This window comes from Lysinibacillus sp. IITD104 (assembly GCF_036698265.2).
Classification (GTDB): domain Bacteria; phylum Bacillota; class Bacilli; order Bacillales_A; family Planococcaceae; genus Lysinibacillus; species Lysinibacillus boronitolerans.
In genome coordinates this window covers 3,274,856-3,293,439 of sequence record NZ_JBAHYH020000001.1, presented here as the reverse complement: position 1 = coordinate 3,293,439, position 18,584 = coordinate 3,274,856, and the positions used below count along the sequence as shown (strand labels likewise).

The 18,584-nt window shown below is 38.6% G+C and carries 23 protein-coding genes; 16 read left to right on the top strand and 7 right to left on the bottom strand.

The window, feature by feature from the left end; genetic code table 11:
- The first annotated feature begins 7 nt into the window (after window positions 1-7).
- From V1L66_RS16875 to V1L66_RS16820, 12 genes are all read left to right on the top strand, one after another.
- Entirely contained in the window at window positions 8-1,339 is a 1,332-nt protein-coding gene (locus tag V1L66_RS16875) for a G5 domain-containing protein (RefSeq protein ID WP_333006155.1), read from the top strand.
- Between the two features lie 17 nt (window positions 1,340-1,356).
- On the top strand, window positions 1,357-3,027 hold the full coding sequence (locus V1L66_RS16870) for a GspE/PulE family protein (protein WP_374116310.1): 1,671 nt from the start codon (window positions 1,357-1,359) through the stop codon (window positions 3,025-3,027).
- Between the two features lie 10 nt (window positions 3,028-3,037).
- On the top strand, window positions 3,038-4,084 hold the full coding sequence (locus V1L66_RS16865) for a type IV pilus twitching motility protein PilT (RefSeq protein WP_016991992.1): 1,047 nt from the start codon (window positions 3,038-3,040) through the stop codon (window positions 4,082-4,084).
- Window positions 4,081-5,286 carry a type II secretion system F family protein gene (locus tag V1L66_RS16860; RefSeq protein WP_036080216.1) on the top strand — a complete coding sequence of 402 codons (1,206 nt, stop codon included), beginning with the start codon at window positions 4,081-4,083 and terminating at the stop codon, window positions 5,284-5,286. The genes V1L66_RS16865 and V1L66_RS16860 overlap by 4 nt, the downstream gene beginning before the upstream one ends.
- 123 nt (window positions 5,287-5,409) lie before the next feature.
- Window positions 5,410-5,631 carry a prepilin-type N-terminal cleavage/methylation domain-containing protein gene (locus V1L66_RS16855; RefSeq protein WP_333006154.1) on the top strand — a complete coding sequence of 74 codons (222 nt, stop codon included), beginning with the start codon at window positions 5,410-5,412 and terminating at the stop codon, window positions 5,629-5,631.
- Window positions 5,594-5,887, top strand: coding sequence for a hypothetical protein (locus V1L66_RS16850; protein WP_238542680.1), 294 nt, complete (start codon window positions 5,594-5,596; stop codon window positions 5,885-5,887). The genes V1L66_RS16855 and V1L66_RS16850 overlap by 38 nt, the downstream gene beginning before the upstream one ends.
- Window positions 5,888-5,943: 56 nt before the next feature.
- Window positions 5,944-6,390, top strand: coding sequence for a prepilin-type N-terminal cleavage/methylation domain-containing protein (locus V1L66_RS16845; protein ID WP_333006153.1), 447 nt, complete (start codon window positions 5,944-5,946; stop codon window positions 6,388-6,390).
- A gap of 112 nt (window positions 6,391-6,502) precedes the next feature.
- Entirely contained in the window at window positions 6,503-7,477 is a 975-nt protein-coding gene (gene pilM / locus V1L66_RS16840) for a type IV pilus biogenesis protein PilM (RefSeq protein WP_016991996.1), read from the top strand.
- The gene (locus tag V1L66_RS16835) at window positions 7,477-8,070 is read left to right on the top strand and encodes a PilN domain-containing protein (protein WP_258859482.1); all 594 of its coding nucleotides are present in this window, start codon (window positions 7,477-7,479) and stop codon (window positions 8,068-8,070) included. The genes pilM and V1L66_RS16835 overlap by 1 nt, the downstream gene beginning before the upstream one ends.
- On the top strand, window positions 8,067-8,759 hold the full coding sequence (locus V1L66_RS16830; RefSeq protein WP_333006152.1) for a hypothetical protein: 693 nt from the start codon (window positions 8,067-8,069) through the stop codon (window positions 8,757-8,759). The genes V1L66_RS16835 and V1L66_RS16830 overlap by 4 nt, the downstream gene beginning before the upstream one ends.
- A 65-nt stretch (window positions 8,760-8,824) precedes the next feature.
- Window positions 8,825-9,577, top strand: coding sequence for a prepilin peptidase (locus V1L66_RS16825; protein ID WP_333006151.1), 753 nt, complete (start codon window positions 8,825-8,827; stop codon window positions 9,575-9,577).
- Window positions 9,578-9,610: 33 nt separating this feature from the next.
- A complete protein-coding gene (locus V1L66_RS16820; RefSeq protein ID WP_333006150.1) occupies window positions 9,611-10,333 on the top strand; it encodes a gamma-glutamyl-gamma-aminobutyrate hydrolase family protein in 723 nt (240 codons plus the stop codon).
- A gap of 105 nt (window positions 10,334-10,438) precedes the next feature.
- Here V1L66_RS16820 and lexA read toward each other — a convergent pair whose 3' ends face one another.
- A complete protein-coding gene (gene lexA, locus V1L66_RS16815) occupies window positions 10,439-11,056 on the bottom strand; it encodes a transcriptional repressor LexA (RefSeq protein WP_004232118.1) in 618 nt (205 codons plus the stop codon).
- Window positions 11,057-11,222: 166 nt separating this feature from the next.
- On the opposite strand from lexA, the gene V1L66_RS16810 reads away from it, so the two are divergent.
- Both V1L66_RS16810 and V1L66_RS16805 read left to right on the top strand, forming a co-directional pair.
- A complete protein-coding gene (locus V1L66_RS16810; protein ID WP_016992001.1) occupies window positions 11,223-11,537 on the top strand; it encodes a LysM peptidoglycan-binding domain-containing protein in 315 nt (104 codons plus the stop codon).
- Window positions 11,534-12,199 (top strand): recombinase family protein, encoded by a 666-nt coding sequence (locus V1L66_RS16805; RefSeq protein WP_016992002.1) that lies wholly within the window; start codon window positions 11,534-11,536, stop codon window positions 12,197-12,199. Before V1L66_RS16810 ends, V1L66_RS16805 begins: the two co-directional genes overlap by 4 nt.
- 28 nt (window positions 12,200-12,227) lie before the next feature.
- On the opposite strand, the gene def is transcribed toward V1L66_RS16805, so the two are convergent.
- The 4 genes from def to V1L66_RS16785 all read right to left on the bottom strand — a co-directional run bounded on the left by def (window position 12,228) and on the right by V1L66_RS16785 (window position 14,335).
- Complete coding sequence (gene def, locus V1L66_RS16800; RefSeq protein ID WP_333006148.1) at window positions 12,228-12,803, bottom strand: peptide deformylase; 576 nt, start codon at window positions 12,801-12,803, stop codon at window positions 12,228-12,230.
- On the bottom strand, window positions 12,796-12,987 hold the full coding sequence (locus V1L66_RS16795) for a helix-turn-helix transcriptional regulator (protein ID WP_333006188.1): 192 nt from the start codon (window positions 12,985-12,987) through the stop codon (window positions 12,796-12,798). The genes def and V1L66_RS16795 overlap by 8 nt, the downstream gene beginning before the upstream one ends.
- A 279-nt stretch (window positions 12,988-13,266) precedes the next feature.
- Window positions 13,267-13,800 carry a DJ-1/PfpI family protein gene (locus tag V1L66_RS16790; RefSeq protein ID WP_016992950.1) on the bottom strand — a complete coding sequence of 178 codons (534 nt, stop codon included), beginning with the start codon at window positions 13,798-13,800 and terminating at the stop codon, window positions 13,267-13,269.
- A gap of 1 nt (window position 13,801) precedes the next feature.
- Complete coding sequence (locus tag V1L66_RS16785) at window positions 13,802-14,335, bottom strand: GNAT family protein (RefSeq protein ID WP_312124626.1); 534 nt, start codon at window positions 14,333-14,335, stop codon at window positions 13,802-13,804.
- 187 nt (window positions 14,336-14,522) lie between these two features.
- Between V1L66_RS16785 and V1L66_RS16780 the strand changes: the two genes are divergently transcribed.
- Both V1L66_RS16780 and tkt read left to right on the top strand, forming a co-directional pair.
- Entirely contained in the window at window positions 14,523-14,756 is a 234-nt protein-coding gene (locus V1L66_RS16780) for a DUF896 domain-containing protein (protein WP_004232132.1), read from the top strand.
- A gap of 126 nt (window positions 14,757-14,882) precedes the next feature.
- Window positions 14,883-16,883, top strand: a complete 2,001-nt coding sequence (gene tkt, locus V1L66_RS16775; protein WP_312124627.1) for a transketolase — start codon at window positions 14,883-14,885, stop codon at window positions 16,881-16,883.
- 120 nt (window positions 16,884-17,003) lie between these two features.
- On the opposite strand, the gene V1L66_RS16770 is transcribed toward tkt, so the two are convergent.
- The gene (locus tag V1L66_RS16770; RefSeq protein WP_259419263.1) at window positions 17,004-17,771 is read right to left on the bottom strand and encodes a GolD/DthD family dehydrogenase; all 768 of its coding nucleotides are present in this window, start codon (window positions 17,769-17,771) and stop codon (window positions 17,004-17,006) included.
- A gap of 17 nt (window positions 17,772-17,788) precedes the next feature.
- Entirely contained in the window at window positions 17,789-18,568 is a 780-nt protein-coding gene (locus tag V1L66_RS16765; RefSeq protein WP_259419262.1) for a DeoR/GlpR family DNA-binding transcription regulator, read from the bottom strand.
- Window positions 18,569-18,584: the final 16 nt, after the last annotated feature.

Genomic DNA, 18,584 nt, shown 5'->3' with positions numbered 1-18,584 from the left:
GATGTGGATGAAAACATACATAAAAATAATTAGCTTGTTTTTGGTAATTGTTCTAATTGTGGGATTTTTTGTTCCGTCATTTGTGCTAAAAGACATAGTCTTCGCTAAAGAAGATCCCAAATCTTCAACCATTGGAGGGATGGAGATCAATGATGTGAAAACAGCAGATTTAGCAACTACGCTACAAAATGCAATTTCAGAATGGCAAGGCTCGGAAGTAGAAATTGTTAGTGATGGAATTTCAAAAACCATTGACCCGAAACAATTTAATTTTGATATAGCCACAGCGATTTCTCAGTTTGAAATGCTAACAAAAAAGCCATGGTATGCATTTTGGCGAAAAGAGAAAATTGTTCATATTCCCATTCCTATTACCGTTAATGAAGCGATTACACAGCAAATAGATGAAGCAGGTGTTTGGGATACAGATAAAACACTACAGAAATTAATCTTACAAGCCAGCTATTTGAAGGAGCATAAGGTTGAAGCCGTTATTAATGAAGATTTCATGCAAGCTGAGGAAAGGATTGCCTTTCAAATTGCCGAGCTACCAGCTAATAGTCAAGGAGTAGCGAAAATCATTCCGTTATTAAATGATGTAAATCTAGTTCCAAATCAATCCATCTCGTTGCTTACACTTTTAGGTGAACAGGCTGGGGTTGTCAATGATGCAGGTTTAGATTTTGTGGCATCAATGCTATATAGTGTAATTCTTCAAACGGATTACGAAATTCTTGAAAGACATTCGCAGGAAGTAAATCCAAGCTATTTACAGCAGGGGATTGAGGCAGATATCAATGCAGCATTAGCAAAGGACTTACAATTTATTAATCGGTCTGAACAGCTCGGTAAACTGAAAGCATCTATAGAGGGTAATCAATTAAAGATAGAAGTTTTTGCAGCCGCGAAAAACAAGAACATAACAGTACGTGTTAGCAAGGATAAAATTGTGAAACCACGCATTATTTATCGCTATTCGGAGGATTTAAAGGCTGGACAAGAACGAGTAGAGCAAGAGGGTAAAGAGGGTTCAAGAGTCGAGGTTTATCGTTCTATTGTAGAGAACGGAGCAACAGAAGAACAATTCATCAGTAGGGATTATTATGCACCTCAAAATCGAATTGTTACGCGTTCTTCGCAGGCGCCCGTTACGATCACAACACCTACTCAAAATGTAGGCGCAGGTGCATCTGATCCTGATTTAGAAGTGGATTTAGATGGCAATGGCTTGCCTGACGTGAAACCTTCAACACCAGAGGAAACAAAGCAAGAAGATGGACCAGAAATTGTCTATGGCTACTATGACAAGGGTGGTAACTTTGTACAAACAAGTCCATAACGATTGGAGGTATGTTTATGGCAATGAAGCCAGGGCGTAAACGTTTAGGGGATTTACTGGTGGAATCAGGTGTTATCACTGCTGACCAGCTCGAGTACGCATTAACTACTAAGATGAAAAATGAGAAGCTTGGAGATTTCCTTATTAAAGAAAATTTCCTAACAGAGCAGCAGCTTATTGAGGTTTTAGAATTCCAGCTTGGTATCCCTCATATCAGCCTGAACCAGTTTTCAATTAGTCCCGAATTATTACAGCTTATTCCCGCGGAGCTGGCGAAGCGGACAAATATTATGCCGATTCGTAAAGAAAAAAATAAATTGTTTATTGCAATGGAAGATCCCATGGATTATTTCGCCATTGAGGAAGTTCGTATGACGACAGGCTGTCAAATCGAGACAAGTATTGCAGCAAAAGATGATTTATATCGGACGATAACAAAGTACTATGATTTACAGGAATCAATGGATGCGGCAATGTTGGATTTGGCTGCGACTAGTACGGAAACACAAGAGGAAATCGAGAATGAGGATTCACCTATTGTTCGTTTAGTGAATCAAATCATAGCCAATGGTGTCGCACAGCGCGCAAGTGATATCCATTTTGATCCACAAGAAACAGAACTACGTGTCCGTTATCGAGTTGATGGTGTGCTACGTACTGAGCGATCCTTGCCAAAGCACATGCAAAATGTCGTATTGGCTCGTATTAAAATTATGGGTAATTTAAATATTACAGAAAATCGTATTCCACAAGACGGACGTATTAAAACCAATGTTAATTTTAGACCTGTCGATATCCGTTTAGCTACCCTACCAACAGTCTATGGTGAAAAGGTAGTAATGCGTATTTTAGATTTAACCAATTCAGCCAATGATATTGATAAATTAGGCTTTAGTGCAAGTAATGAAGCACTTTTCAGGAAAATGATAGCCCATCCAAACGGTATGATGCTGATTACTGGTCCAACAGGCTCAGGTAAGTCCTCTACGTTATATGCAGCACTTTCTCATTTAAATGAAGAAGGCGTCAATATTATTACGGTTGAGGACCCTGTGGAATATCAGTTAGATGGTATCAACCAGATCCAAGTAAAAGAAGAAGTTGGTTTAACATTCGCGGTAGGGTTACGATCGATTTTACGACAGGATCCTGACATTGTGATGGTAGGGGAAATTCGTGATCTTGAAACAGCTCAAATTGCTATACGTGCTTCACTAACAGGCCATTTAGTATTAAGTACACTACATACTAATAGTGCCATCGAATCTATTTCAAGACTACATGACATGGGAATCGAGCCATTTCTATTATCCTCCTCCCTTGTAGGAATCATGGCGCAACGCCTTGTACGTAAAGTTTGTCGTGATTGTGCTGAACCATATATATTTACTACTCGTGAGCTTGAAATACTTGAGGACAATGGGGTTGAAGGCGTAACACATGGTAAAAAAGGGCGTGGGTGTCCTGCCTGCAATCATACAGGCTACAGAGGACGTATGGCGATTCATGAAATCCTCCCTGTTGATCGCCAAATAAAGGATATGATTTTAAATCGTGTTGGTGATCGCGTCCTCCGTGATTATATGAAAGAAAAGGGTTACCATACCCTATTAGTGGATGGATTACAAAAGGTTGTAGCAGGCCAAACAACCACATCAGAAATATTACGTGTTGCAAGTGCAGACTAGGGGTGAAAAAATGACAGCATATTCAATCGTCGAATTATTAACACGTGCATTTGAAGAGAAAGCATCTGATCTTCATTTAACAAAAGGTATTCCACCGGTATATCGTATCCATGGGCAACTGGAGCATTATGGCACAGTCCCACTTGAAACAGAGGATTTAAAGGAAATGGTAAAGGTCATTCTTCCTGTCCATAAACAACAGGAATTTGAGGACAAGGGAGAAACGGACTTTAACTTTTCATTGCCTGGGAAATGTCGATTCCGTGTCAATGCTTACCATCAACGAAATGAAGTAACGATTGCAGCTCGTTTAATTGAGGCTAAAATTCCTTCTATTGAAGCGCTCAATATGCCACAGGTGTTATATAAGCTTGCAGAAAAACCACAAGGCTTAATATTAGTGACAGGCCCAACAGGCTCAGGGAAATCAACTACCTTAGCAGCAATGATAGATCATATCAATGAAACAAGATCTAAGCATATTATTACGTTAGAGGATCCAATTGAATATTTGCATACACATAAGAAGTCTGTCATCAACCAACGTGAGATTGGTGTCGATACAATGAGCTTTGCCAATGGCTTACGAGCATCATTACGACAGGACCCAGATATTATTTTGGTTGGGGAGATGCGAGATTATGAAACCATTTCAACGGCTATTACAGCTGCTGAAACAGGGCATTTAGTCATGGCTACACTTCATACAAGTAGTGCACCAACGACCATCGACCGTATTATCGATGTATTTCCACCGCATCAGCAGAGTCAAATTCGTGTGCAGCTTGCGAATGTACTACAAGGTATTGTTTCTCAGCGTTTATTTGTACGTAAGGATGTAAAAGGGCGTATTGCTGCGACAGAAATTTTAGTACAGGCACCTGCAATTTCAAATTTAATTCGTAACGAAAAAATTCATCAAATTCCAAGTGTGATGCAGACAAGTAAAGCTTTGGGTATGCACACATTGGAATATTCGATGCAGCACCTAATTACGACAGGTAAGATTTCACTAGAGGATGCAAGACCATATATGAACGCTGGTGATTATAGTTGACGATATTTCGTTATAGTGGTCGTACCAAAACAGGAGCACCTAAAAAGGGTATTATCGAGGCACCGAATAAAAAGGTGGCCATGGAAAAGCTTCGAGCACAAGGAATTAATGCAAGAGAACTTCAAGAATCAAATAGCATTTTACATAAAGATATTGCTTTTGGTACAAAAGTGAAGCACCAGGAATTCGTTATTTATTGTCGGCAATATGCGACATTAATTCGTGCTGGCGTTCCTGTCGTTGAAGCAACCCATATTTTGGGTGAGCAAACACGGAGTAAACCACTGAAGCGAGCATTGATGCAGGTTGAAGAGGATATTCGAAATGGGATGGCATTTTCAGATGCAGCAGGTAAACACCCAAAAGTGTTCCCATTGCTATTTGTCAATATGATGCGTGCTGGTGAGGCTACAGGAAACGTTGACGATACATTAGATCGTCTTGCAAGCACACTAGAGAAGCAATATAACATTAAGAAAAAAATTCAATCTGCTATGACCTATCCAGCGATTTTGTCGCTTTTAACTCTAGTGGTTGGTATGTTTTTAATGGTATTCATTGTGCCAACCTTTATGGATGCATTTAAGGAAATGAATTTGGAAATGCCGTTAATAACGGTCATTGTAGTGGGTATTAGTGATTGGCTCATACAGTTTTGGTACCTTGTGATTTTAGGGCTATTGGTATTAGTAGTGGGCCTACACTATTTCTATAAAAATAATAAAGAGTTTCATTATGCCGTCAATGTATTTCTACTTCGCATGCCTATCTTTGGACAGCTGTTACAAAAGGATATTATCGCGAGAATGACAAGAACCTTGTCAACACTCTTTAGCAGCTCCGTACCAATCTTACAAGCCCTAACAATTGTCGAAAAGGTTGGTGGTAATCCGGTAATGGGTAAAGTAGTACTGGAAGCTCGCGATAATTTAGAAAAGGGTGGCACATTATCAGAGCCACTTGAAAAAAGCTGGCTATTTCCACCGCTTGTAACACAAATGACCTCAATTGGCGAGAAAACAGGGTCCTTGGATTACATGCTTGAAAAGATTGCTGATTTTTATGAAGAGGAAGTAAACCGTGCAGTCGATACCATGAAGTCACTAATTGAGCCTTTAATGATTGTGGTACTGGCTCTAGTTGTAGGAGTCATTGTAGCGGCTATATTCTTACCAATGTTCCAACTATATGAAAATATGTAATGTTTACAATATTTATGGATGCCCTTTTGTTCCGCTTAATGGAAAATATCTACTTAGATTTGCTAACAAAAGGAAGCGGTAAGTAGATTTCTTCATGTTTAAGTATTAAAGGAGAGACTGGACATGGAAATTAGGGGAAAGAACGAAAAGGGCTTGACATTAGTCGAGTTATTGGCAGTCATTGCTATTCTAGCTATTGTTGCTGCCATCGCAATTCCTGCTATAAGTAATGTCATTGATAATTCACGTTATAAGGCATTAAAGGCAGATGCCATCAATGTCATTCATGCTGGGGCAGTTCTATTTTATGGAGCATCCAACCGCCGATCAATGGCAGATCGTTGAAGTGGGAAAATTAGTATCTGATGGTTATTTAGACAGTGCAGGCAAAATATTAGAGGCAGATAAAGAAGGTCAGAATGCCAATGTCCAATTTATCGAGGGCACCTACTATTTCAATGCACATGCGATTTATTACAGCAATGGCAAATATATTAATTTTGATAATGCCACCTTACAGCATATAGCGGACGATATCCGAAAGGGCAGCACAGGAACGAGTGGCAAATGTATTGGGCGAGATTGTGCAGCTTCGCCATAATGTTCAGAAGCGCGTGTACACACACTTCATATAAAACTACTAAGGAGGATTTCATTATGTTAAAAAAATGGAAAAATAAAAAACTATTGAAAAATGAGAAAGGTTTAACATTAGTTGAACTATTAGCTGTAATTGTTATTCTAGCAATTATCGCAGCAATCGCTGTACCTGCAATTGGTAATATTATTAATAAGTCGAAGGACCGTGCAATTTTAGCGGAAGCTTCTAATATTCTAGCAGGTGCAAAAATCGCTTATATAGATGGTGCTTGTGTGGATAATACATGTAGTAATACTGAGTTAAAACCTTTTGTGGATGGCATAGAGCTAAAGTCTGGTGATCAAGTAGAATATAATGAAACAAGTAAAGTATGGACAATCACCTACTCAAGATTAGGAAATATAAAATTATCTGAATATAAAACAAATCTTAATGGAAATGCTATAACTGAAACTAATTTAAATACTAACTTGACAAAGGCGGGCGTTACTACAACGCAATAATCAGTCCTCCCAACCCACTCAGAAGCGCAAGAAAATTTGCGTTTCTGGCTGGGAAATGGATGACTAATTGAAAAAATCATTTATACTGAATAGGATAAGGAGGTCTTTTCACATGTTTAAGAGAAAAAGAAAGTCGCATGTTTCGATTGAACTGAAGGATTATGTGCTGCGTGCGATTGTGGCGAAAGGACCAGAGCCTAATCAGTGGCAGGGCTATGAATACCCTTTAGCAGCTGGAATCGTTGAAAATGGAACAATCGTCGATGAGGTAGCTCTTTTTGAGGTGATTAAAGAGCAAGTAATGAAATGGACAGGGAAAAAACAGGCTGTCCGTATGTTTGTCCCTGATACGACGGTTCTATTAAAAAACTTTGAGCACCCTAAAGATGTCAAGCCTCAGGAATTACGAGGATATGCTGAAATGGAATTGGGACATTCCATTCATTTACCATTTCAAGACCCTTTAATTGATGTTTATGATGCTGATGCCGAGGATGGCAAGGCTATCTTATTTGCTGCGCCTTCTGAAGAGATAACGAAAATGGTAGGGATGCTGCTAGATGTTTCATTAGAACCGGAAGCTGCCGATATTCGTGCGCTTTGCAATATACGCTTATTAGAGCATATGTCATTATTAGTGCCTAATAAAACGTATTTGATTGCGGAATGGTCGATTAATGAGCTCTCTATCAGTATTTTTTCCAATGGCCAAGTGGAGTTTTTGCGCTATCAATCCATTGAAGTAGATATGACGCAATGGCAGGGAAAGAAAGAGAATGAGTTTAACTATCAATTTATCTATAATGGCGAAGCAGAGAATTATCAAATGGTCGTAATGGATCAGGTTCTAGAGATTGATCGGATGATGAATTTCTTTAAGTTTTCTTTACATAAAGGTGAAAAAGCAGTGGATGAAATTATCATGCTTGGCGATAACCCACTATTGAAATCAATTGGAAACTTACTTGCTTCTAATTTAGAACCACCGCTAAGAGTTGTCGATGGGAAAAAGATTGAGAAATCATTTCCTCGCTTTAAACGAGAATTTTCAACGTTGCTTGGCTTAGCTTTGAAGGAGGTTCATTAATGGTTCCAGATATAAACCTCTTACCACAACTTGAAAAAAGAACAACCTCCCCCAAGCTTTTTTACAGCTTGGTGATTGTCATTGTGGGACTTATTGTAGCTTATTTACTTTTTTTATTTTTTACATCCAAAAGTGAATTGTCACGATTGACTGCAGAGGAACAGGCATTAACTACACAGCTTGATCAATTGCAGCAAGAGCTAGATGCACGACAAAGTGTCGATCAGGGTTCATTGGAAGAGTCTGTGACATTTATTCAAGGTGTTTCTTATCCTGTAACACCGTTGATTGATGAAACGAAAACTTTATTACCAACCCATTCCTATTTACGTAGCTACGTTTTCGGAGAGAATACGGTGAATATTGAAGTGGATTTTGAAACGATGACAGATATATCGAAATATGTGGAGCGGCTTTTAATGAGTAGCTATTTTACAGACGCTCAAATTAACACTGTCTCAAACTTTGATATAGAGCTAGGTGAACAAAGGGAGTTAACACCCCAACAAAAATTTAAAGAAGTACCGCGCTATTCAGTGTCCATTACAGCGACAATCGATTTTATGTATTTAGCTGGAGGACGACGCTCATGAATAAATTAACGAGTAGTAAAAATTCATCTATGATCTTGTTACTTGCGCTAATAGCTGCTATTTTATTTGCGCTGTATTATTATTTGCTTTCACCAAAATTGAATGAAGTGAATGAAAAAGAGAGTAATGTGTTGCAGGTGCAGCAAGAATTAGCTAGTGTCAAAGAACAACTAGCTCAATTAGACAAGGAGCAGGGACAGCCTACAATCAATATATTAGCCTTAAGACAAAAGCTACCTGCAACAAGAGCCGTTGAAAAGATTATTCTTGATTTAGCTGAGATTGAAGAGGTGACAGGAACTCGTATACTGTCTTTAACTGTTCAAGGTGAGGACGGCACTTTAACACCTTCAGATATATCGAATGACCTCAATATGTTGGAGCAGGCTGAAGCAGAGGTCAATGGTAATCAGGAGAACAAGGAGACAACTACACCGATTGCTTCTCTTTCGAAGGACTCTTTACCAGCAAATTTAAAGCTCATTACTTTTATATTAGAGGTGGGTGCGCTTGATTTTAATTCTCTTGAAAGCTTTTTACAGGAGATTGAACAATTAGAGCGTGTCATGAAAACCGATAAGATTGAATTTAAATTGCCTGGAGAGCAGGAACAGCTAGAGAAAGATGCTGATCTTACGTTAAAGGCAACAGTGCAAGTGACGACGTTCTATTACGAAGAACAACAATAAACTTTTTTGATAGGCGCCCCATACATCATTAGTATGGGCGCCTATTGGTTTAGGAGGACATGAAATTGGAAATGGCTTATACGATCTTTATTTTTTTATTTGGACTTGTCTTTGGCTCTTTTTATAATGTAGTTGGCTTACGTGTACCACAGAAGGAATCGATTGTACATCCTCCTTCACATTGTCCGACATGCCAGAGACGACTAACGGTGCTTGATTTAGTACCCGTTTTGTCCTATGTATTTTTAGGAGGAAAATGTCGGAGTTGTGGCAATAAAATTTCTTGGGTTTACCCATTCATAGAATTAATGACAGGTGTATTATTTGCCTTTGCTTATTGGCAGCTAGGCTGGGGCATAGAATTGATAGTAGCGTTCTTTTTTATCTCCTTATTAGTTATTATCGTTGTGTCAGACTTGGCCTATATGCTAATTCCTGATAAGGTATTAATATTCTTTTTACCTTTGCTAGCTATTGGACGAGTTCTGTCACCATTAACACCTTGGTGGGACTCTCTTGTGGGTGCTGTCGTCGGTTTTGGCATATTATATATCATTGCTGTGCTATCTAATGGTGGCATGGGTGGAGGCGATATTAAATTATTCTTTTTAATTGGTCTCGTTCTGGGTACGATTGATACACTATTAACGCTTTTTTTAGCTGCAGTGATTGGTATGATTGTCGGGATTACCGTGTTATCGAAGAACAAACAAGGGAGAAAAACACCCATTCCATTTGGGCCATCTATTGCATTGGCCGCAGTCATTGTTTATTTCTATGGCGATCTATTAATCAATTGGTATTTAGGCTTTTGGTAATTGTTCAATCTTCAAGAATGTGGAGGGAAGCAAGTGAAACCGATTATTGGTATTACAGCCTTTGTGGAGGATGATTTATCCTCTCGATTAAATGCTGCTTACAGCAAAAGTATTATTGATGCTGGTGGAATTCCACTGATTATTCCAATTGGAGTAGAAGAAGAGGCAGCCCAGATTTTAGCCCTTACAGATGGTTTATTATTATCCGGGGGTCATGACGTGCACCCATTTCTGTTCGGGGCTGAGCCTTCATTAAAGCTTGGAAAAATTCATCCCGCGCGAGATACAGTGGAGTTAGCAATAATTGAAGCCGCATTCCAACGAAAGATGCCTATTTTCGGGATTTGTCGAGGGATTCAAATACTAAATGTTGCATTAGGTGGTACCTTATATCAGGATATTGATAGTGATCATTTTAGCACTAAATTACTCCAGCATATGCAGCAATCAGGTAGAGCTGTAGCTACCCACACTGTACAGATTATTGCTGATAATTTATTAGCGACTATCGTTGAACAAGAGAAGATAGCAGTGAATTCATTTCATCATCAAGCGGTGAATGTATTAGCAGAAAAATTAAAAGTAGCGGCAAAATCAAATGACGGTATTATCGAAGCTGTAGTTCATGAGGAAATGCCATTTTGCTTGGCTGTTCAGTGGCATCCTGAGGAACTAGCCATAGCAGGAGATGAGAGTGCTCAAAAGCTATTTTCAGCCTTTGTTGAAGCTAGCATAAAATTTAAGAAGGAAGCTTAGAGGGCATTGTACAAAGAATCCAATCGTCTGTGGATTCTTTTTTTGCGTAAAAAAGAGGATACATGCTCTTAGAAGGAACATAATCCTCAAAACCTGTTTTAATAGTTAATGTACCCGTCTGTAAAGACCTACAACTTGTCCTAAAATAGAAACTTGATCGACAATAATAGGTTCCATAGAAGAATTTTCAGGCTGTAAACGGAAATGATTTTTCTCTTTAAAGAAGCGTTTTACAGTTGCTTCATCCTCAGCTGTCATAGCTACAACAATATCCCCGTTATTAGCTGTTGCCTTTTGTTTTACAATGACTAAATCTCCATCTAAAATTCCGGCTTCAATCATTGATTCTCCCATAATTTCTAGCATGAACAATTGATCTTCACTTGTGCCGTACGTATCGGGTAATGGGAAGTATTCTTCAATGTTTTCAATTGCTGTAATTGGAGAACCAGCTGTAACCTTCCCGACAAGTGGGACATGGATCACCTGTTGCTTTTGGATGGATTCTTCAGGCTCTAAAATTTCAATTGCGCGTGGCTTTGTTGGATCTCGACGAATAAAGCCTTTTTGTTCTAATCGAGCTAAATGTCCATGAACAGTTGAACTGGAAGCAAGTCCAACTGCTTCACCAATTTCACGTACTGATGGCGGATATCCCTTAGCTCGTACCTCTTCTTTAATGAAAGCTAAAATGTCCTCTTGTCTTTTCGAAACTTTTTTCATGAGTGCTCACCTCTTTTTTCTAAAATCAATCTTCTTATTTGATAGTATAACAGAATGCGAACATGTATGCAAACATAGGTTCGAAAAGTGTTTGACAAAAACGTTTGTTCGCTTTATTATGAGAACATACATTCCGAACAAACATTCTTAAAAAGGGGTAATGATTATGACATGGTTTAAGAAAAACACACATATCTCAATTTTATTAGGAGCTTGCCTACTATTTGCAGCATACCTTTACATTACTGATCCAGGAAAAGTTAGTTACGCAGAAATCCAAATCGAACATGGGGATAGCTTGTGGTCGTTAGCGGAGCAATATCGTGGTAAAATGAGTACTGATGATTGGATAAAGCTTGTAAAAACGGAAAATGAACTAGCAGATATTAAAATTGTAGCGGGAAAATCTCTAGTAATTCCTGTAGTGAGTGATCAAGCCAGTCCCATCAATACTATCGAAATTGCGAGAAATGAACAATGATAAATAATCAACTGTCGGCTGTTGTCTATTGTCGCGTAAGTACTGAAAAAGAAACACAAAGCTCCTCATTAGAGCGTCAACAGGAAGAGTTGCTGCGCTATGCTAAGGAGCAAGGCTATGCGGTGAAGGGCGTGTTTAAAGATCAGCATAGTGGTTATGATGTAGAACGTGCAGGCTTACTAGAAATGCTTGATTTCATAAAAGATAAAAACATTAATGCCCTTTTTGTACAAGATGAAACTCGTTTAGGACGAGGCAATGCAAGAATGGCTGTATTGCATTTATTACAAAAATCAGCAACGGATGTTTTTTCTATGCGTGATGCTGGCCCAGTTCAATTAAATGAAATGGACACGATGCTGCTAGAAATTTTAGCGATTGTAGAGGAATATCAGCGTAGAATTCATAATGCTAAAATACGACGAGGTATGCGACGTGCTGTAGAAAACGGCTATCGTCCTGAAAATAATTTATCGAACCGAGGTAATCCGCAGGGGCAGGAGCGTAAAGATCTACCTGTAGATGAAATTGTAAAGCTACGCAAACGTGGATTTACCTTTGAAGAAATTTCTATAACGCTTAGAGGGTTAGGCTTTGAGGTAAGTAAGGCGACTGTCCATCGTCGTTTCCAAGAGCACCAAGAAAGATTAGCAGGAAAATAATATTCCTGCTAATTTTTTTTGTAAAAAACTACTGAGGGGAAGAAAAGCTCTCGATAATAACATTTTTAGGCAGTTGGAAAGGGTGCTCTTTATTTATTCGGTCATAAAACATGATGCCATTTAAATGGTCGATTTCATGTTGTACAACGATGGCCCCATAGCCCTGTAACTGTACAATGATTTCATGTCCATCAATGTCGTAAGCTTTGACTTTAATCCTCTCATATCTCGGCACAAAACCAGGAACAGGTCGATTTACAGATAGACAGCCTTCTCCCTCCGGTAGATAAATCATATTGATGGAATGACTCATTATTTTAGGGTTAATCAGCATCATTTCTTGGTCATCAAAGAGTACAGCAAACATTCGTTTATCTACACCAATTTGATTAGCAGAGAGTCCACTTCCAGGGCGAAGCTTATATTTTTTTGCTAGAGTTGGATTTTGGCTATTTTTCAGATATTGTAGCATGGCTAGGAGGGTATTTCGGTCCTCATTGGTCACAGGTATCGCCACTTCTTGAGTCCGTTTTCTTAAAATTGCCGAGTGTTCTTTCACGAAATCCTTCATTGTAATCATATAATCTGGGTGAAATTTAGTCATAGATAAACACCTCATCAACACGGCTATTGAGAACCTTAGTAATCTTAAAAGCTAATTCAAGGGTCGGATCATATTTATCATTTTCAATACTATTAATGGTCTGCCTCACAACCCCACATTCTTTTGCAAGTGCAGCTTGTGTTATACCTAATTTTTTTCTCAAATTTTTGATAATGTTCTTCAGAATTATCCCTCCATTTTGTCTAAAGTATTAGATATATATCATAAGATAAGAATTAAAAAATGTCCAACTAATTGGACATTTTTTGGTGTGAAAAACAAAACAGTCAATTGAAGGGGAGAAATGGATTTCCGTTGCAGGCTGCTTGCTTTCTTGTAGCACACTGACGGAACGGAAATCACCCTACAGCCTTGTTAAAAGTTCTCATTCTACTAATGACATCATCTTTTTCAACAACATGAAATGCCCGATTAATTGGACATTTGGGTTTTAAATCATCACTTAATACCAATTTTCATCAAATTTTAGCTTTAACGCATGACCAAAACAAATACCGAAAGGAATAAAGCCTCTTCCTTTTGCTGTAATGATATTGCCATCTTGTACCACTAGTTCATCTGAATAGTTATGAAGCTCAAAGCACCCTAGCTGCTTCATGCCATCTAAAGGTAGCCCTACTGTATATTTTTTGTTTTGTAAGACACCTGCTTTTGCCAATAGGTAAGGGGAGCTAGAAATACTTGCAAGCAATCCTCCTTTTGCAGATAGATGACGAATGAAATCTAGTAAGCTCTCTTCAAGTTGTAATGTTGAAATATCCATACAGCCTGGTAATAGTAGACTATCAATATCGTCAAGCTCTACTTCATTCACGGGTAAATCAGCTATGCAATTTAAACCAGATTCTCCTCTGATAGGTTCGGTATTCGATCCTAGTGTGACGATGGGTTTCCCTCCTTGCATTAATATGGACAAAGCAACACTCAATTCATATTCACTAAATTGTGGGTATAATAACACCGCAGTTTTCTTCATTTCATACACCTCTTACCTTTAGATTTTTCCATTCTTCCTCTAAAATAGCGTAATAGTATTCATCCCACCAAGTCTCTCCATGAGGAATGCATTTTTTGAAAAATCCTTCTTGGCGCATTCCGATTTTTTCCATGACTCGGTAAGAAGCGATATTTTCTGGCTGGCATGTGGCAATAATTCGATGAAGTTTCATTTTATTAAAGCCATAGTCTAATAGGGCCTGAGCAGCTTCAGAAGCATAGCCATGTTTATGATAGGCAGGATTCATAACCCATCCAATTTCATACGTATGGTCGCCAAAGTATTTGTGGAAAACAAGATGACCAATGACTCGCTGTTGTTCACGTAAAACAATGGCGAAATGTTTTGCATGCTCGTTGCTATTCTCTGTTATGAAATTTTGAACCTGATCTTCATTTAACACACCATCTGGCATATAGTGCATGACTGTTTTGTCGGACATATAGCTATAAACAGCCTGCCAATCTTGGGCTTCAAATGTTCGAATAAGTAGTCTAGGTGTTGTGATCTTCATGATAGTTCCTCCTATTAGCTATCAAATTTTTCCTTTTATTATTAGTTATACACCTCTAACATCTGGAAGTCATGTAAATAATGGCTAAGAAGTGTTTTTAAGGGTTGGTATAACTGCATTTTAAGGGAAACCGTGCTATACTTTGCATACTGAGGTCATTAAGCTAGGTACTGAAAGGTGTGTAACGATGTTATCAAAGGAAAAAATTAACCGAATTAATGAATTATCTGCTAAAGCAAAAAGCGGACAATTAACAGAGGAAGAAGCAAAGGAGCGAACAGCGCTTCGCAAGGAGTATTTAGATACGTTTAGAGCAACGATGCGAGATACGATTGAAAACGTTAAAGTGGTCGATGCAGAAGGCAATGATGTAACTCCTGAGAAGGTAAAACAAGCGCAAAAAAATAAATTTCTAAATTAATGTGACACAATTCAATAAAGTATGTATGAAAACGCAAATAGTATAACAAAAGCATTGTTTTCTAAAGCAATGTTGACTAAACTGTAAAAGAACAATATATAGGACGAGAAAGGATGTCACAATATAATGACTCAACACGCGGATCTTTTAGCAATTAATGCTATCCGAACTTTGTCAATCGATGCTATTGAAAAAGCAAATTCTGGTCACCCAGGTTTACCAATGGGAGCAGCGCCAATGGCTTATACGCTATGGACAAAACAATTACGCCATAATCCAGCAAATCCAAAATGGTTTAACCGTGATCGTTTTGTACTATCAGCAGGTCATGGTTCAATGCTTTTATACAGCTTACTTCACCTTGGAGGCTATGGTTTACCAATGGAAGAAATTCAAAACTTCCGCCAATGGGATTCATTAACACCAGGACATCCTGAATATGGTCATACAGTAGGGGTAGAGGCAACAACTGGTCCTCTTGGACAAGGAATCGCTATGACTGTTGGTATGGCAATGGCTGAGCGTCATTTAGCTGCTACTTACAATAAACCAGGTCATGATATCGTTGACCACTACACATTTGCGTTATGTGGCGATGGTGACTTAATGGAAGGCGTAGCAGCAGAGGCGATTTCATTAGCTGGTCACTTAAAACTTGAAAAATTAATCGTGCTTTACGATTCTAATGATATTTCTTTAGATGGTGACTTAGAAAAGTCATTTTCAGAAAACGTTCAAAAACGCTTTGAATCTTATGGTTGGAATTATTTAAAAGTGGCAGATGGTACGGATGTAGATGCTATTAATGCAGCCATTGAAGAAGCCAAAAAATCTACTGGCAAGCCAACATTAATTGAAGTGAAAACAGTGATTGGTTTTGGTTCTCCAAATAAATCTGGTAAAGCAGATTCTCACGGTGCACCACTTGGTACAGATGAAGTTGTCTTAACGAAGGCTGCCTATGAGTGGGCACATGAACCATTCCAAATTCCTGCAGAAGTTTACGATACATTTAATGCGGCTGCTGAAGTGCAAGGCGCACAACCAGAGGAAGCTTGGAATGCAAAATTTGCTGCATACAAAGAAGAATTCCCAGCGTTAGCAGCTCAATTCGAGAAAGCGATGAATGGTGAATTACCAGAAGACTTTGCTTCTGAGTTACCTGTATATGAAGCTGGTAAATCTGTAGCAACTCGTTCTTCTTCAGGCGATGCAATTAATGCTATTGCGAAGAAAACACCTTCATTCTTTGGTGGTTCAGCTGACCTTGCTGGCTCCAATAAAACAACGATGAAGGGTGCAGGAGATTTCTCAGCAGACGACTATGCTGGACGTAACATCTGGTTCGGTGTTCGTGAATTTGCAATGGGTGCTGCTATGAACGGAATGGCTCTTCACGGTGGTTTAAATGTATTCGGTGGTACATTCTTCGTATTCTCTGATTACGTTCGTCCTGCAATTCGTCTATCTGCATTAATGGGTCTTCCTGTAACATATGTATTCACACATGATTCGATTGCAGTAGGGGAAGATGGTCCAACACATGAACCAATCGAACACCTTGCATCATTACGTGCAATGCCAAACCTATCTGTTATTCGCCCTGCGGATGCAAATGAATCAGCAGTTGCGTGGGAGCTTGCAGTAGCAGCAGAAAAAACACCAACTGTTCTTGTATTATCTCGTCAAAACTTACCTGTTCTTGACGCTTCTATTGAAACAGTACGTGAGGGCGTAGCAAAGGGTGCTTACACAGTGTCTCCAGCTACAAAAGAAGTGGCAGATGCTATTTTAATTGCAACAGGCTCTGAGGTTTCGCTTGCTGTCGAAGCACAAAAAGCATTAAAAGCAGACGGTATAGATGTAGCAGTTGTTTCTATGCCATCTATGGATCGCTTCGAAAAACAAGACGCCGCTTACAAAGAATCTGTTCTACCAAAAGCTGTTACAAAACGTCTTGCAATTGAAATGGGGGCATCTTTCGGCTGGCATAAATATACTGGCTTTGAAGGCGATGTTCTAGCAATTGATAAGTTCGGTGCATCTGCTCCAGGTGAATTAGTAATGGAAAAATACGGCTTTACTGTTGAAAACGTAGTAGCAAAAGTGAAAGCATTAAACAAATAATATTAAGAAGACAAGCAAAAACATCTTCATTATAAAGTAAAAAGGCAGTGGGAAGCTCGATATATTCGAGCTTCCCACTGCCTCATTTAAATTAACGATAGAGGTATTTTTTATGCAATTTTATTTAATGGTATTTCCACCATCAATCACAATATTTTCACCTGTGATTAAATTGGAAGCATCACATGCAAGGAAAAGAGCAATGGCTGCAACTTCCTCTGGATAGCCGAAGCGTCCAAGTGGAATTTCTTTCATAGCTTGTTCGCCCACTTCACCAGCCCAAGCTTTTTTTCCAAGCTCTGTTAAAATAACGGTTGGTGAAATTGCATTGACGTTAATATCAAATTGTGCCCACTCCAATGCAAGAGAACGTGTAATACCAAGCACAGCCGCTTTACTTGCACAATAGGCAACATGATTATCCAGTGCAATAATGGCTGCTTGAGAGGCTAAGTTAATAATTTTGCCTCCAGTGCCTTGTTCGATGAAAATATTGCCAACCTTCTGTGCCATTTTAAATGTACCTGTTACATTAATATCCATGGTTTTTTGCCAATAGTCATCAGAAATATTTTCAGCATCATCGAGTAGAGCAATGCCTGCACAGTTTACCAAAATATCAATTTTTCCATAATGAGTATGGGCTTGTTTGATGGCATCATCCATACTTGCATTATCTGTTACATTACATAGAACACCAATTGCTCGCTCCTGGTGCAACTCCTTTGCAATAGCTGCTACATCTTCTTTTAAATCAAAAAGTGCAACAGATGCCCCTTTTTCAATAAATAGCTGAGCGATAGCATAGCCAATCCCGTTTGCACCGCCTGTAATTACTGCCACTTTATTTTCAATGCCGAAATTTGTATCAAAACCTTTGAACTTCAAGTGAATCCCACCTTTTGTTATTTTTTTGCCACAATCAGTTCAACATTATACGTTTGGAAAAGGTCGAAATAGTCTTCAGAAACTGGTTCATCTGTAATGAATGTATCAATATCTGCAATGGAGGCAAAGGCTGCAATAGAACTACGGTTTATTTTTGTATGATCGAGCAAGGCTGTCACTTTTTTAGCTGCTTGAACCATGCGCTTTTTCAGTTCAACTTCATAAACACTAAAATCCGTAAATCCTGCATCTTTACTAAAACCATTGGCAGATGTAAATAAGCGATCTACATGAATCTTATCTAAAATCTCTGCGCCAAGTGTTCCCTCTAATGAATTTGAACCTTGCTTCACGATTCCACCGATTAAAATAACAGTAATATTAGGAGAATCACTTAATTCCATTGCCACTTTTAAGCCACTTGTCACAACTGTTAGACGATGATTAAAGTCCTTTAAACAGTGGGCTAGTTCCAAAGCAGTTGAACTGGCATCAAGCATGATAGATTGATTATCTGAAATCGTTTGCAAAGCTGCACGTGCAATCGCATTTTTTTCAGTTTTATTTTTGAGCTGACGCGTAGAAAAGCTTGTTTCATGTTCATCTGTATCGACTAAAATAGCACCACCATGCGTTCGGCGTAACAGATTTTGTTGTTCAAGCTTTGTTAAATCAGTGCGTAAAGTAGCTTCCGACACATTTAAAGAAGTAGCCAATTCCTTAATCGTAATACTATTCTGTTGAACTAATTTATCCAAAATTATTTTTTGACGTTCCTGTGCAAACATTTTTTTCATCACATCACCTATAAAT

Excerpts from the sequence above, each read along its gene's own strand:
- V1L66_RS16845 (WP_333006153.1), top strand. The coding sequence starts at position 5,944 with ATGTTAAAAAAATGGAAAAATAAAAAACTATTGAAAAATGAGAAAGGT.
- V1L66_RS16865 (WP_016991992.1), top strand. The coding sequence starts at position 3,038 with ATGACAGCATATTCAATCGTCGAATTATTAACACGTGCATTTGAAGAG.
- V1L66_RS16780 (WP_004232132.1), top strand. The coding sequence starts at position 14,523 with ATGTTATCAAAGGAAAAAATTAACCGAATTAATGAATTATCTGCTAAA.
- tkt (WP_312124627.1), top strand. The coding sequence starts at position 14,883 with ATGACTCAACACGCGGATCTTTTAGCAATTAATGCTATCCGAACTTTG.
- V1L66_RS16805 (WP_016992002.1), top strand. The coding sequence starts at position 11,534 with ATGATAAATAATCAACTGTCGGCTGTTGTCTATTGTCGCGTAAGTACT.
- V1L66_RS16785 (WP_312124626.1), bottom strand. The coding sequence starts at position 14,335 with ATGAAGATCACAACACCTAGACTACTTATTCGAACATTTGAAGCCCAA.
- V1L66_RS16765 (WP_259419262.1), bottom strand. The coding sequence starts at position 18,568 with ATGAAAAAAATGTTTGCACAGGAACGTCAAAAAATAATTTTGGATAAA.
- V1L66_RS16870 (WP_374116310.1), top strand. The coding sequence starts at position 1,357 with ATGGCAATGAAGCCAGGGCGTAAACGTTTAGGGGATTTACTGGTGGAA.
- V1L66_RS16810 (WP_016992001.1), top strand. The coding sequence starts at position 11,223 with ATGACATGGTTTAAGAAAAACACACATATCTCAATTTTATTAGGAGCT.
- V1L66_RS16835 (WP_258859482.1), top strand. The coding sequence starts at position 7,477 with ATGGTTCCAGATATAAACCTCTTACCACAACTTGAAAAAAGAACAACC.
- V1L66_RS16830 (WP_333006152.1), top strand. The coding sequence starts at position 8,067 with ATGAATAAATTAACGAGTAGTAAAAATTCATCTATGATCTTGTTACTT.
- V1L66_RS16850 (WP_238542680.1), top strand. The coding sequence starts at position 5,594 with ATGGAGCATCCAACCGCCGATCAATGGCAGATCGTTGAAGTGGGAAAA.
- V1L66_RS16790 (WP_016992950.1), bottom strand. The coding sequence starts at position 13,800 with ATGAAGAAAACTGCGGTGTTATTATACCCACAATTTAGTGAATATGAA.
- V1L66_RS16855 (WP_333006154.1), top strand. The coding sequence starts at position 5,410 with ATGGAAATTAGGGGAAAGAACGAAAAGGGCTTGACATTAGTCGAGTTA.
- lexA (WP_004232118.1), bottom strand. The coding sequence starts at position 11,056 with ATGAAAAAAGTTTCGAAAAGACAAGAGGACATTTTAGCTTTCATTAAA.
- pilM (WP_016991996.1), top strand. The coding sequence starts at position 6,503 with ATGTTTAAGAGAAAAAGAAAGTCGCATGTTTCGATTGAACTGAAGGAT.
- def (WP_333006148.1), bottom strand. The coding sequence starts at position 12,803 with ATGACTAAATTTCACCCAGATTATATGATTACAATGAAGGATTTCGTG.
- V1L66_RS16875 (WP_333006155.1), top strand. The coding sequence starts at position 8 with ATGAAAACATACATAAAAATAATTAGCTTGTTTTTGGTAATTGTTCTA.